12 protein-coding genes are annotated in these 12,460 nt (G+C 54.2%); 6 read left to right on the top strand and 6 right to left on the bottom strand.

Features of this window, described 5'->3' with window-relative positions:
* Positions 1-13: 13 nt before the first annotated feature.
* Positions 14-730, top strand: coding sequence for a helix-turn-helix transcriptional regulator (locus HV242_RS05180; RefSeq protein ID WP_032677572.1), 717 nt, complete (start codon positions 14-16; stop codon positions 728-730).
* Positions 731-1,542: 812 nt separating this feature from the next.
* Positions 1,543-2,175: a fimbria biosynthesis transcriptional regulator FimZ gene (gene fimZ, locus HV242_RS05175; RefSeq protein ID WP_014168952.1), complete on the top strand. Its 633-nt coding sequence runs from the start codon at positions 1,543-1,545 to the stop codon at positions 2,173-2,175.
* 51 nt (positions 2,176-2,226) lie between these two features.
* Here fimZ and sfmF read toward each other — a convergent pair whose 3' ends face one another.
* From sfmF to fimA, 6 genes are all read right to left on the bottom strand, one after another.
* Positions 2,227-2,751: a fimbria assembly protein gene (gene sfmF / locus HV242_RS05170; protein WP_020885153.1), complete on the bottom strand. Its 525-nt coding sequence runs from the start codon at positions 2,749-2,751 to the stop codon at positions 2,227-2,229.
* Positions 2,752-2,760: 9 nt separating this feature from the next.
* Positions 2,761-3,768: a type 1 fimbria D-mannose specific adhesin FimH gene (gene fimH, locus HV242_RS05165; RefSeq protein ID WP_063858396.1), complete on the bottom strand. Its 1,008-nt coding sequence runs from the start codon at positions 3,766-3,768 to the stop codon at positions 2,761-2,763.
* Positions 3,761-6,322 carry a fimbrial biogenesis usher protein gene (locus tag HV242_RS05160; RefSeq protein WP_044866375.1) on the bottom strand — a complete coding sequence of 854 codons (2,562 nt, stop codon included), beginning with the start codon at positions 6,320-6,322 and terminating at the stop codon, positions 3,761-3,763. Before HV242_RS05160 ends, fimH begins: the two co-directional genes overlap by 8 nt.
* 14 nt (positions 6,323-6,336) lie before the next feature.
* On the bottom strand, positions 6,337-7,029 hold the full coding sequence (fimC, locus tag HV242_RS05155) for a type 1 fimbria chaperone FimC (RefSeq protein WP_020885156.1): 693 nt from the start codon (positions 7,027-7,029) through the stop codon (positions 6,337-6,339).
* A 34-nt stretch (positions 7,030-7,063) separates the two neighbouring features.
* Positions 7,064-7,609, bottom strand: coding sequence for a type 1 fimbrial protein subunit FimI (gene fimI, locus HV242_RS05150; protein ID WP_020885157.1), 546 nt, complete (start codon positions 7,607-7,609; stop codon positions 7,064-7,066).
* A gap of 67 nt (positions 7,610-7,676) precedes the next feature.
* Complete coding sequence (gene fimA / locus HV242_RS05145) at positions 7,677-8,240, bottom strand: type 1 fimbrial major subunit FimA (protein WP_050737447.1); 564 nt, start codon at positions 8,238-8,240, stop codon at positions 7,677-7,679.
* 310 nt (positions 8,241-8,550) lie between these two features.
* On the opposite strand from fimA, the gene folD reads away from it, so the two are divergent.
* The 4 genes from folD to malI all read left to right on the top strand — a co-directional run bounded on the left by folD (position 8,551) and on the right by malI (position 12,450).
* Positions 8,551-9,417 carry a bifunctional methylenetetrahydrofolate dehydrogenase/methenyltetrahydrofolate cyclohydrolase FolD gene (gene folD / locus HV242_RS05140; RefSeq protein ID WP_014168945.1) on the top strand — a complete coding sequence of 289 codons (867 nt, stop codon included), beginning with the start codon at positions 8,551-8,553 and terminating at the stop codon, positions 9,415-9,417.
* A 1-nt stretch (position 9,418) separates the two neighbouring features.
* A complete protein-coding gene (ybcJ, locus tag HV242_RS05135; protein ID WP_014168944.1) occupies positions 9,419-9,631 on the top strand; it encodes a ribosome-associated protein YbcJ in 213 nt (70 codons plus the stop codon).
* Positions 9,632-9,849: 218 nt separating this feature from the next.
* The gene (locus HV242_RS05130) at positions 9,850-11,349 is read left to right on the top strand and encodes a PTS transporter subunit EIIC (protein ID WP_181616912.1); all 1,500 of its coding nucleotides are present in this window, start codon (positions 9,850-9,852) and stop codon (positions 11,347-11,349) included.
* A gap of 84 nt (positions 11,350-11,433) precedes the next feature.
* Positions 11,434-12,450 carry a Mal regulon transcriptional regulator MalI gene (gene malI / locus HV242_RS05125; RefSeq protein ID WP_014168942.1) on the top strand — a complete coding sequence of 339 codons (1,017 nt, stop codon included), beginning with the start codon at positions 11,434-11,436 and terminating at the stop codon, positions 12,448-12,450.
* The last annotated feature ends 10 nt before the right edge of the window (positions 12,451-12,460 follow it).

Raw genomic sequence — 12,460 nt, 5'->3', positions numbered from 1 at the left:
CAGGGGGGAGGCCATGCGAATGACAGTGCGCCGTTACCGGCGGCGGCGTACAGGAAGTGATGCACTGGGATTTACGCGCTCGCCTTTTGCTCCCCCCTTCTTCGACCGGCTCGAATTTTTGAGTCAGTCCATCAGCCAGCCCCGCAAAACAGACGCTCCGTTTATCATTCTGGTGACGGAGGATCATTTTCTGCGCACCGGTTTTCTCAACGGCCAATTTCCCCTGAGCAGCTGTTGCGACTATCCCACGCTGGAGGATGCGTTTAGCGCCCTGGCCCAGTGGCCATCCGCCCGTCTGGTGGTGGATATTGAAAGCCGCTCCACTGCGCTGATCGACAAGCTGGATCAGCTCAGAAGGCATAGCCTCTATCCCCCTTTTCTGACGCCCTATCTGTTAGTCAGGGCGGATAATTACGATACTCGCCTGTTCTGCAAAGCGGCGGGCCCTTTTCACGTGCTCGAACGTCAACTGACGCCGTCTGCTTTCCAGCACAGCCTGATGGATACCAGCCCTCCCCAGGGCTGCGATAAAGACTGGTTCTCCCGCACCGAATGGCCTATTTTGCAGGAGTTATCGCGGGGGAAGACCCTTCGCCAGATAGCGTTGATGCAGAATCGCCCCTATAGCCGCATTATCTATCGTCTCAGCTGCATTCTGTTGAAACTGGGTCTGACCCATCGCCAGGAACTGCTGCACCTTCTCAATAACCTCTCAGACTGCACCTTCTAACCCACCCACTAAGCCCTTATTTCCTAAAGACCTTTAGGAATTTACTTATCAATCATGTTACTTATTTGTTAAATTTTAACAATAATTTCAATTTTATAACTATTCCTAATTTACGGGCTTAAACCATGTGAAATGTCACAGAATGAATAATCTGCAGCACTTTCCTCCGTGCGTTAAGTGTTTGATAAAGGAGTTAATAAGACGATAATGATGTAAAAACAAGCGGCTCGGCGAGACTGCCTGGCAGTCAAAAGCGAAGTCTGTAGTATGTTCTGCTGTACGACGGGTGCCCTTTCCGGCGACGACCCGATCACTTTCAAACGAAGGTCTGGTGCCCTCTGTGAACACTTTTTCACCATCCGTTCCCGCTTTCAGCCCCTGAAAACGGCCGTCGATTTGTTAACATTTGATCAACATACAGTGTGATATGTCATTTTTTGTTATTACATAAAGATCAAAAGATGCGGTAAATGGGATAACAGGATATTTAAGCTAATTTTAAAAAAATAGCTATTCGGATCCAGAAGATAATACAAAGTAATAAGCGAGGGGTAATTTACAGGGTTTTCGGAAAAAACTTACACGGTATAATAAGACGCGTATCAAATATGAATAAGAAAAACCTTTTTGCCAACACCAGCCAAATGAGATGACCGCGCTGAGGCATAGATTTCTTCACTACGTTAACAAGGATGCTTTCGCTCTTTCCAGGGAAATACTACGGTATAAGGATCTGCACATTTATCCTTCCGGCATTTCGAGAGTTTTAACCAAACTCGGCATAACGCTTTTAACAGTCTGAGGCATTAAAAATGAAACCGGCATCCGTTATCATTATGGACGAACACCCTATCGTCAGAATGTCGATAGAAGTCCTGCTACAGAAAAATAAAAACATCACAGTCAAACTCAAGTCTGGCGACAGCCATGAAGTCCTTGACTGTATCCGTAACCACCCTATCGATCTGGTGATCCTGGACATCGAACTTACGGGCACAGATGGCTTCGCTTTACTGAAGAGAATCAGAAACTTAAATAAAGACATCAAGGTCCTGTTCCTCTCTTCAAAATCCGAGTCTTTTTACGCGGGACGCGCCATTCGCGCCGGGGCAAATGGTTTTGTCAGTAAACGAAAAGATTTGGGCGAGATCTACAACGCCGTTGAAATGATCCTGATGGGCTATTCTTTTTTCCCGTCGGAAACGTTGAATTTTATAAACCATTTGGGTTCGGGGAAAGGGATGGTCGCGGATATGCCATTATCGAATCGTGAGGTGACGGTATTACGTTACCTGGCAAATGGTTTATCCAATAAGGAGATTGCAGAGCAGTTGCTATTAAGCAACAAAACCATCAGCGCACATAAATCCAATATTTATTCCAAGCTGGGTGTGCAAAGCATCGTTGAATTAATTGATTATGCCAAAGCACACGAACTGCTATAACCTGAATTCACTCCCTGCAGCTTATCCGAGCTGCAGGGAGTGCGGTCAGCGCTAATTATAATTAATCATGAAGGTGGCATCAGCATCAGCCCGTCCGGGCTGAGGGTTATCAGCAGTGGCAATATAATTGGCATAAAATGACAATGTCGCATTTCCCTGCGCATCAACCGCTACCGGCTGGCTGGCCTGCTGAAGTGCCAGACGCGTTTTATCCGCATCCCTGATCTCGACGGCAACGTTGCTTGCCGTACTGGCGTCATTGAGCGCCAGTAACCCATTATTGCTTCCGTCGGCTTTACCCGAAAACGTGATGGACGCTGCACCAGGTGGACAGCCGGTCAGCTTCAGCGTAAACGGCATGGGCTGCGTGCGGCTTCCCGTGGTGCTGAGCTGTTTCGTGGGCCAGGTTCCCAGCGTGACGGTCTTGTCGCTATCGCTGCCCTCGGCCACACAGGTAAAATCAACAATGTTGCCGTACATCTGAATATTGATCTCCCCCAGCGCAGTGGCTGCCTGCGCGCTGGCGTGAAGCATCATCAGTGTCATCGCGGCGAAATGCCAGTTCCGGTTCCGCATCTCTTCCCCTTAATCGTAATCCACACGCAGATAACCCCGCGACGTGAAACGGCCTTCCGCAGGCTTATTCCCCGTCACGCTGACCGGCCAGACCCGGATCCCCACCTGCGCCTGCGCACTGTCGTCGAGCCGGAACGGAATTTTGCTGGTCAGGTTGTTGGGCGTTAGCGGGGTACCGCTTTCGTTGGCAATCACAAACCCCACATCGGGGTTATCCGACACCACCGCGTTGCTGGAGACCTTTTCTGCCTCAACGCGCATCGTCAGCATTGCGTTCGCTTCCACGTTGGTGCATTTGATGGCGATGGTTTTGCTTTGCGCGGTTACCCCTTCCGGTTTGTTACCCGCCCCGACCTTGCTGAACAGGGAGGCCCCGATATCGCCGAAGTCAAACTCCACGATATTCCCCGCATTGATGGCGCAGCTTTGCGGCACCTGAATGGTCCCGCTGTAGCTGATGGTGTAGACCGGCGAGGTTAACGGATCAGAAGAGGTAGTGGTGACATAGACGCGGAACATGGTCGCGCGCGGGATCACCACCATATTTATAAACCGTCGGGTCACTTTGAGGCGAAAGACGAGGCTGGAATCCTGAACGCCAAACGGTTTGTTTTTAGAGACGTTCGGGTGACTCCCCATCTGGATGTAACTTTTGGGCGGATAAAATACGCCAGCAAAGCTGTCCGTAATTTTCATTGCCCCATCCAGATAGTCGTTTAGCTTCAGGTACTGATAGCCATCACTTGTTCCCGTGACCGGGTAATCGGTAACATAACTACGTTTGGTCGTGTTCCCGGTGGTACCCTTCGGGCAGACGGCATTCACCCCCACCCACTGCGATTTCTCGCTGAGCGTCACCACCTGTCCGATCTGGTTATTCGAACTGTTAAATTTATCCGTCAGGTCGTAATGCACCTCCGTAGGGACGCCCTTTTCATTCACACACACGGTGGCTAAGGCATTCCCCACGGGCAAAATAGAGAGAAGTGATAAAGCCAGGCAATGGATTTTACTCACAGCGAATCCCCTTAAGTGTGATTGCCTGTTGCAGGCTCTTTTCTGGCAAGCTGTAGTGCGCACGACACTGGGATTGCATCCCGTTGCCCCACTGGATCAGCAGTTCACCTTCCAGCGGCAGTCCGCTCAGGTAAATCTGTCCGTCATCGCCCACCATACTGGTGACGCCGCTCTGGGTTTCACGCACCACGGCACCGAATGGCACAGGCTGGTTGCCGCGCGTGACGGTCAGCAGGGCGCGCACGCCAATACGGGTATCAAAGCTGGCGCGCACCAGCGCCCCTTTTGTCGGCACCACGCTGCTCACGTTATTTTCGATATCGGTGTTATTGCTCATGGTGTTGGTATCCAGCGCTACGCGGTTATAGCGGTAGACGGTGGCATACGGCATCACCGCATAGCCACGCCAGTCGGTTTTCACACCGGTCTGGTTTTCCACGCTCACGCCCGATGCTCCCGGCGCTTTGATCAGAACGTTGGTATCACCCAGCGGCTGGCTGAAGGTTACGCCATCCGCATGGCCGACCACGCCGCCGGAAAGCTGCCAGTTGAGATCGTGCTGGTCGCGTGCGTAGTTGTAGCCAACACCCAGCGTGCCGTAGGTTGCCTGCCAGTTCGCGCTGGCGCTTCCGCTTGAGCCGTTATTGCTGGTGTGGCCCTGGGTCACGCTGTAGTTCAGGTTGCGATCTTCCAGCAACGTCCCACTGACCCCGGTTTGCCAGCTTGTGTCGCCATCACTGTTACGGCTGGCTGACGCCGTAGCATAGGCGCGGTCAATGGCGCTGTCCCGACGAAAACCCTGGCGGGTAAAGAGGCTGAACGGTACGGAGACGTTAAACGACGCGATTCGGTCCGTGCCGTCTATCCCGACGGATTTGTTCCATGACCAGGACACAGAGTAGTTGATGCCCTTCACGCCACCCGCGTACCCCAGCTGATACCAGAGGTTGGACTCATCGGTGCCCCAGTACGTCTGTTCACTACCGGAGATATAGACCGAGCCGTAATCCCCCAGCGACTGGGAAATATTGAGCTGGAAGCGCCCTTTTTTATTCCACGTCAGGTTGTGATAACTCTCCACATCCGGCACACCGTCATCATCCTGGTTGTCGGCATACTGGTAGCCTTCCATTGAACGCCACGCGACATCGTCCAGGGTGTAGAACCCTTTTGTGGAGTAGCGGTAGCCCAGCAGCTGGAAGTTGGTTCCGAATCCGTTAAGCGATTTTGCATAGAGGAAACGCAGCGACTGCCCTTCATGGCGGCTGTCATCCGCGAGCTGGCTGCGGGCATGGGTGATATCGAGCGACACCGCCCCCCAGTCACCGAGGTTTTTCCCTGCCCCGATGGCCACCGCGGTATAACGTGACGCGAGTTGGGTACCGCCGTACAGCGTGTAGCCGTCGCCAAGCCCGGTAATCAACGTACCCTGCGTGAAGAATGGCGTATCCTGTTCGCTGTTGCCGCTGCGGTAATCCCCGGCCACCAGGTCATACTTCCAGCGCCCTTCGCGCTGCAGGAGGGGCACGGTGGAATACGGCACGGTATAGCGCTGCTGGCTGCCATCCTTCTCTTCAACCGTCACCTCAAGATCACCGCTTGACGAGGTTGGGTTAAGATCGGTGATGGCAAAGGCGCCAGGCTGTACATAGCTTTGATAGATAACGTAGCCGTTTTGTCGAACGACCACTTTGGCGGGCGTTCGGGCGATGCCGCGAACGGTTGGCGCGTAGCCCTGCAGGCTGTCCGGGTACATGCTGTCAGACGAGAAGAGCCGCCCGCCGCGAAAACCCACGCTGTCGAAAACGTCATTACCGGTATTGCTGTCGCCCAGCACCAGCTCGCTTTTCAGCGGGATCACGGTGCGCTGCGCCCAGGTGCCAATATTCTGCCAGTTGCTGTGCCGCTGCCCGTTATTCTGCGTGTAACGCCATGCGCCATTATTGCGTAAACGCCACGCGCCATAGTTCAGCCCGCTCTGCAGGTTCAGATAATAGCTGTCGTCCTCGCTCCCGCGGTTGCCGGTAAAGCTGTAGTTCACCAGCGCGGCAGGGATCCCTTCATCCCATTGATCGGGCGGAATGTAGCCGCGTGCGCTGTTCTGCATCGCCACCTGTGGCAGGCTGATATTCAGGCGCAGCGAGGCGAAGTTGAACGCGATCTCACTGCCGGGAATAGCCTTCGCCAGGGGTATACAGGTCTCCCCTTTCACGTTAACCAGCTCAGGAAAGGCCGCGATATTGACGCCAAAACGCTCCAGCATCACGCGCGTAATGCACGGCGACAGCCCACCGGCAACCGGCGGTGTATTGTCGGCCTGCTCGAAGCGCACATCCTGCGTCGCGATAAACTCATCGTTACGCCAGATATCCACGCGATAAACGCCAGGCGCCTGCTGGTGACCTTGTTCAAAACGCGATAAATCCGCCACGTTGGCGGTGTCATCGGACAAGAAGGCCGGGTTAAAGTAGCTTTCGCTCCAGCCAGCCTGTGGCCAGAGCGCTGCCATCAGCGCCAGTGCGACCGGGCAGTAACGTCCCTGGTGATTATTCATCGCCCTGACTCTGCTCACAGGTTGACGCTACGCGCCGGCGTAATGGCACCGTAGTCATTCACGCTCTGCCAGGAGAGCGTACCGCTTGCGGCGGCTGGCAGTACCTGCTGCGCCGAGTTTTTAGGCGCAACCATCAGGTTATCCAGCGTCTGTCCGCCCAGCTTCATATTGACCAGCGTGATGTAATACGGCGAAGCGTTACTGACTTTGAGGTGGTTGCCGACGCGCTCAAAACGCAGCTGCGAGAGCGCCTCTTCCGGCTGCATCGGCAGATTTGTCGGGCGGACAAACAGCTTGATCCGCGACAGGATAGCCAGCTGCAGCACGTTATTGTTTTCCGTTTTCGCTTTGTTCACGGACGGGATCGCTTTCACGTTCATGTAGAAGAGCGATTCACGATCGGCAGGCAGCGCGGGCCCGGCATAAATAATGCGCAGCGTATTTTCGCTGTCCGGCTCGCTGACAAACAGCGGCGGGGTCACGGCAAAGGTTTTTTCTTTTTGCCCGTTCGCATTTTCGATCCACGCGTTGATTAAATAGCGCTCTTGTTTATTGCTGTTGGTGATCGCCAGCGAAGTTTGCTTTGCATCTGCCGGATAAATAACGCGGGTGGCCCCCAGCGCAATACCGCCGGAAGCATTTGCGCATGCAGAAACCATCATTAAAATTAACGATAAAAACAGTCCTGGTTTAATTAGGGTATTCATCACAACCGTACCTTTAATAATGTGTTCGCAGGTGTTATGGATAAATCAACGTAAACCAGACATCCGACTGAATATTGCCTGGCACGAGGTGTTCGGAAATAGCCCGATAGCGGGCGCTAAAATGAAACGCAAGCTCACTGGTATTCACCGGCAACCAGCTGACGGCCGTTGCGTTCGGGATAATCTGACGTTGTTGTTCGTCAAAAAGAGCCAGCCCGACGCCGCTGCTTATCGGTGATTCACCTGGCCGCGATGTCGCCAGAAAAACCTGCGGATCTTCTGCTGGCGTAACGCCCTGAAACTGGATCCCCACGGTGCGCGAGACATCCACGCTGCAATCCAGCAGCCGCACGGTGAAGGGCACATTGACCGTGGAAAAACTGCCCACACCGGAAAATGAATTGGTTCGGTACTGCCCCATTTCGATGCGCATGTTCTGGCTGTCAGGTGCCACGGCGCAGCCGCCGTTCACCAGCTCACCTCTGAGATGAACTTTGCCGCCGTCGATCACCACGGTATGTGCTGAGGCCTGGCAGGCCATCGCAAGGGTTAACAGCAGTAGTGTTCCGGTCCTTGTCATCCTTCGTTCCTGGCCTTAGCGTATGACGGCCTCTTCCCTGAGGCCTGAACATCCCTGTGCGGAGGAATTACTCGTATTTCATTACGAAAGTGGCGTCAGCGTTTGCCTGGCCTGGCTCGGTGGTCGCAGCCGTTGATTTGTAACGCGCGGTGAAGTTCAGGGTGTTAGTCCCTTCGATCAGGTTCTGCGCGGCAGAGAAGGTTGAACCATCTGGAGTCAGGGTGGTGGATTTGCTGTCGAGGATCTCGATGCCCACGCCCTTCGCGGAGTTGTCGTTGTTACCAGAGGTTACCGCCAGCAGGGTTTTGTCGGTCGCGTCGATCTGACCGGTGAACGCAACTGCGGCCGTTTTCGCAACCAGCGGGTCACAATCATTCAGTTCAATGGTGAACGGAATATTAGAGGTAGTGTCACCCACTTTCGTGAACTTCGCGGTACGGTATTGGCCCAGGTTAACCGTCTGCTCGGAAGAATCAGTATTTACTGAACATGCAGCATTAACCAGTTCACCTTTAAAGTGTACGGTACCGCCATTTACGTTAACCGGAGTGGCTGTATCTTCTGCATTTGCGGCACCCGCAACCAGGGCCAGAGTAGCAATAACAGTAGAAGCAATGTTGCTGAGTTTCATGTCTATTCCTTTAAAATGTAAATAACCCTTCCCGCGAATAATCGGGAATAAGAAATACGTTCAATTGATTAATTGAAAGCTTATTTCGGAGGAGACAAAGTAGCTCATGAATGTATTTTAAAATATGTCAAAACGCTGTCATTTCGCCAGGTCACATCCTAATCCTGCCTAAGAAATTGACCATCCCCTCAGAAGGGTTTTTACGGCCTCCTGATGAAAACTCGCAAAGGGTGACTGACAGCGGCGCTCGCTTCTGACAAAATACAGGCAATCCCCCCTTTCAAACGTTACAGACGGAATCTTCTCTCTGATGGCAGCAAAGATTATTGACGGTAAAACGATTGCGCAGCAGGTGCGCTCTGAGGTCGCGGAAAAAGTGAAGGCGCGTAAAGCTGCCGGAAAACGCGCCCCCGGGCTGGCCGTTGTGCTGGTCGGCAGCAACCCGGCATCGCAGATTTATGTCGGCAGCAAACGCAAAGCGTGTGAAGAGGTGGGGTTCGTCTCCCGCTCTTACGATTTGCCGGAAACCACCAGCGAAGCAGAGCTGCTGGAACTTATTGATACCCTGAATGCCGACAACGCGATCGACGGTATTCTGGTTCAGCTGCCGCTGCCAGCCGGCATCGACAACGTGAAGGTGCTGGAACGTATCGCCCCCGACAAAGACGTTGACGGTTTCCACCCGTACAACGTGGGCCGTCTGTGCCAGCGCGCCCCGCGTCTGCGTCCGTGCACGCCGCGCGGAATCGTTACGCTGCTGGAGCGTTATAACATCGATACCTACGGTCTGAACGCCGTGGTCATTGGCGCATCAAACATTGTTGGCCGTCCGATGAGCATGGAGCTGCTGCTCGCTGGTTGCACCACCACCGTGACCCACCGCTTCACCAAAAATCTGCGTCATCACGTAGAAAACGCCGATCTGCTGATCGTGGCGGTCGGGAAGCCGGGCTTTATTCCGGGTGAATGGATTAAAGAAGGCGCGATCGTTGTGGACGTCGGTATTAACCGTCTGGAAAACGGGAAAGTGGTCGGTGACGTGGTTTACGAAGATGCTGCGGCTCGCGCCTCTTACATTACCCCAGTACCGGGCGGCGTAGGCCCGATGACCGTTGCCACACTGATTCAGAATACTTTGCAGGCATGCGAAGAGTACCACGACGTAGAGGACGCGTAAGATGGCCACATTTTCATTAGGTAAACACCCGCACGTTGAGCTGTGCGATCTGCTGAAGCTGGAAGGCTGGACCGAAAGCGGCGCACAGGCCAAAATCGCCATTGCCGACGGGCTTGTTAAGGTGGACGGCGCAGTGGAAACCCGCAAGCGCTGCAAAATTGTTGCGGGTCAGACCGTGAGCTTTGAAGGGCAAACCGTGACGGTGACCGCCTGATGCTCTCCCCCTCTCCCGTCGGGAGAGGGAACCCACATTCCCCCACACCCATCACGGTTAATTATCGATCGACTTCAAATAATCACTATTTCATCTGTTGAAAAGTGAAAATTCTGTTGCGCGTTTTTCACTCTTTCCCCACGATAAGTAGAACGTTCTACTAAAACGTTCTACTTACAATAACAGCGCCAAAAAAGCGCTACTCGGGGGAAATCAGCATGAGTCTGATATCAGGGTTTGTTAAATCGCTCTCTAAATTATCGATGATTGGTCGCGCGTTAATGCTGCCAATTTCACTGCTTCCCGCTGCGGGCCTGCTGCTGGCCTTTGGCGATAAGTTTCATCTGCCGCTGATGATGAACGCGGGCGGGGTTATCTTTGATAACCTGCCGATGCTGTTTGCCATTGGTTCCGCCGTGGGGTTGGCATCCGAGTCCGGCATTGCCGCGCTCTCGGCGGCGGTCTCGGTGTTTGTCACCAACATCACCATCAGCACCGTCTTGAGTATCACGCCGGAAATGGCGTCTCAGGGCGGCAAATACGCGATGGTGGTCGGCATCCCGACGTTGCAGATGGGCGTCTTCGGCGGCCTGATCTGCGGGATTCTCGCCGCCTGGTGCTATAACCGTTTTCACACCCTGCAGCTGCCAGAGTTCCTCGGGTTCTTCTCCGGGAAACGCTTTGTGGCGATTGCGACAGCGTTTCTCTCTTTCCTGCTCGGCCTGCTGTTGCCGTATGTCTGGCAGCATATCCAGGCGGGCATCGATGCGCTCTCCGTGGTGGTTAATGGCGATAATCAGGCAGCCTCGACCTTTATCTTCGGTCTGGTGGAACGTGCGCTGATCCCGCTCGGCCTGCACCACATCTGGTATCCCTCTTTCTGGTATTCGTTTGGGGATTACACCACCCAGGCCGGTCAGGTGATTCACGGCGACCAGACCATCTGGTTCAAGATGCTGGAAGAAGGGGTCAAATCCTTCAGCAGCGACAGCTACCAGGACGCCGGTAAGTTCATGCAGGGTGAATTCCCGCTGATGCTGTTCGCGCTGCCTGCGGCGTGTCTGGCGATGTACCACGAAGCACACACCAAAAATAAGAAAATCGCGGCCGGTATTTTATTCTCTGCGGCGCTCACCTGCTTCCTGACGGGGATCACCGAGCCGGTTGAATTTACCTTTATCTTCGTCGCCCCTATTCTGTACGTCTTTAACGCCATCATGGCCGGTCTGGCGTACATGACCATGTATCTGCTGCATGCGCATATCGCCAAGTCGTTCTCTGCGGGCTTTATCGACTACCTCTCGTTCGGGATCCTGCCGTCATTTAACGGCTACAAAACTAACTTCCTGAACGCCATTATTATCGGCATTCCGATGGGCCTGATTTACTACTTCACGTTCCGCTTTGTGATCCGTCGTTTCGACGTGAAAACGCCGGGCCGTACAGAAGTGACCGCCAGTGCGGACGATAAGTCAGATTCAGAACTCGCTACAGAGATCATCAACCTGCTGGGCGGCGCGCACAACATCGACTCCGTCGGCTCCTGCATCACCCGTCTGCGCCTGGAAGTGGCAAAAAGTGAAGCGGTTGATAAGGACGGTCTGAACGGCCTTGGCGCCCGCGGCGTAGTGTTCGTCGGTGATAACGGTATTCAGGTGATTTTCGGTGCCAGAGCACAGTTTATCGCCCAGACCATGTCCACCATGATTGGCAAATAATAAGATGCCTGAACGACACGTCTCCTGTACGCTGGGGGACGTTGTCTTATCTGGCTGATAATCGGTAAATTTCAGGGAGCGGTTTTGAAGAAAGTCAGCATCATTGATGTCGCAAAGCATGCGGGCGTTTCGGTCTCCACCGTGTCGCTGGTGCTGCGCCAGAAAGGGAAGATTTCAGACGCAACGATCGCGAAGGTCAATGCTGCCATCACTACGCTGGGCTATGTTCATAACGTCGCCGCTGCCAACCTCCGCGCCAACACCTCCAACCTGATCGGCCTGATCCTGCGCGACTTTAGCGACAGCTTTTCCATTAAGGTGATGGCGAGCATCGTCCAGGAGCTGGAGAGACAGGGGTATATGGTTTTCCTCGGCCAGCCGCTGAACGACCATGAACATCTTGAGCGCTGCCTGCTGTCGTTTAAACAGCAGGGGGTCGCCGGCGTTATCTATCTGGCCTCTGACACCCGGGCATCCTCGCTGCCGGAACACATCCGCCAGTGCCCGCTGCCGCTGGTGGTGGTCTCTCAGTCCCTGCTGGATGAAAAATGCAATCTGGTGATGCGCGACAACCGCCAGGCGGCGAACCTTGCCGCGCGTTATCTTATCGAGCGCGGACACCGCAACATTGCCTACATTGGGGGTCGTGAAGGCTGCCTTATCCGCGAGCAGCGTCTGCTCGGCTTTCGCAGCGCGATGACCCAGAACGGTCTGGTCTGGCGTGAGGAATACTCGCCTGCGTGTAGCGATGACACGCTGGCCGCAGGTTTCGCCACCCGCCAGCTGCTGGAAAAAAACAACACCATTACCGCCCTGCTCTGCCACTCGCCAGATGCGATGATCGGCTCCATCTCCGGCATTCATCAGGTGGGGCGTACCGTGGGGAAAGATGTGTTTCTCACCCAGCAGGTCGCGCTGGTCGGTTTTGAAGATATGCTGCACGTGAACCTGACGTCTCCCTCGTTTACCTACGTTTCCTCCGCCAGTGAGGAGACGGGGCGTCAGGCGGCGGGGTTGATCATCCGCAAGCTAAAAGAGCCGGATCTGCAAACACAGCGTATCACCCTTTCCGGGCAGCTTATTGCCCGGGAATCGGCGTAAATAAGACGCT

This window comes from Enterobacter sp. RHBSTW-00593 (genome assembly GCF_013784105.1).
GTDB classification, from domain to species: domain Bacteria; phylum Pseudomonadota; class Gammaproteobacteria; order Enterobacterales; family Enterobacteriaceae; genus Enterobacter; species Enterobacter ludwigii.
This window is presented reverse-complemented; position numbering and strand designations above follow the sequence as displayed.

Excerpts from the sequence above, each read along its gene's own strand:
- fimI (WP_020885157.1), bottom strand. The coding sequence starts at position 7,609 with ATGACAAGGACCGGAACACTACTGCTGTTAACCCTTGCGATGGCCTGC.
- folD (WP_014168945.1), top strand. The coding sequence starts at position 8,551 with ATGGCAGCAAAGATTATTGACGGTAAAACGATTGCGCAGCAGGTGCGC.
- fimZ (WP_014168952.1), top strand. The coding sequence starts at position 1,543 with ATGAAACCGGCATCCGTTATCATTATGGACGAACACCCTATCGTCAGA.
- HV242_RS05180 (WP_032677572.1), top strand. The coding sequence starts at position 14 with ATGCGAATGACAGTGCGCCGTTACCGGCGGCGGCGTACAGGAAGTGAT.
- fimC (WP_020885156.1), bottom strand. The coding sequence starts at position 7,029 with ATGAATACCCTAATTAAACCAGGACTGTTTTTATCGTTAATTTTAATG.
- sfmF (WP_020885153.1), bottom strand. The coding sequence starts at position 2,751 with ATGCGGAACCGGAACTGGCATTTCGCCGCGATGACACTGATGATGCTT.
- HV242_RS05160 (WP_044866375.1), bottom strand. The coding sequence starts at position 6,322 with ATGAATAATCACCAGGGACGTTACTGCCCGGTCGCACTGGCGCTGATG.
- fimA (WP_050737447.1), bottom strand. The coding sequence starts at position 8,240 with ATGAAACTCAGCAACATTGCTTCTACTGTTATTGCTACTCTGGCCCTG.
- HV242_RS05130 (WP_181616912.1), top strand. The coding sequence starts at position 9,850 with ATGAGTCTGATATCAGGGTTTGTTAAATCGCTCTCTAAATTATCGATG.
- ybcJ (WP_014168944.1), top strand. The coding sequence starts at position 9,419 with ATGGCCACATTTTCATTAGGTAAACACCCGCACGTTGAGCTGTGCGAT.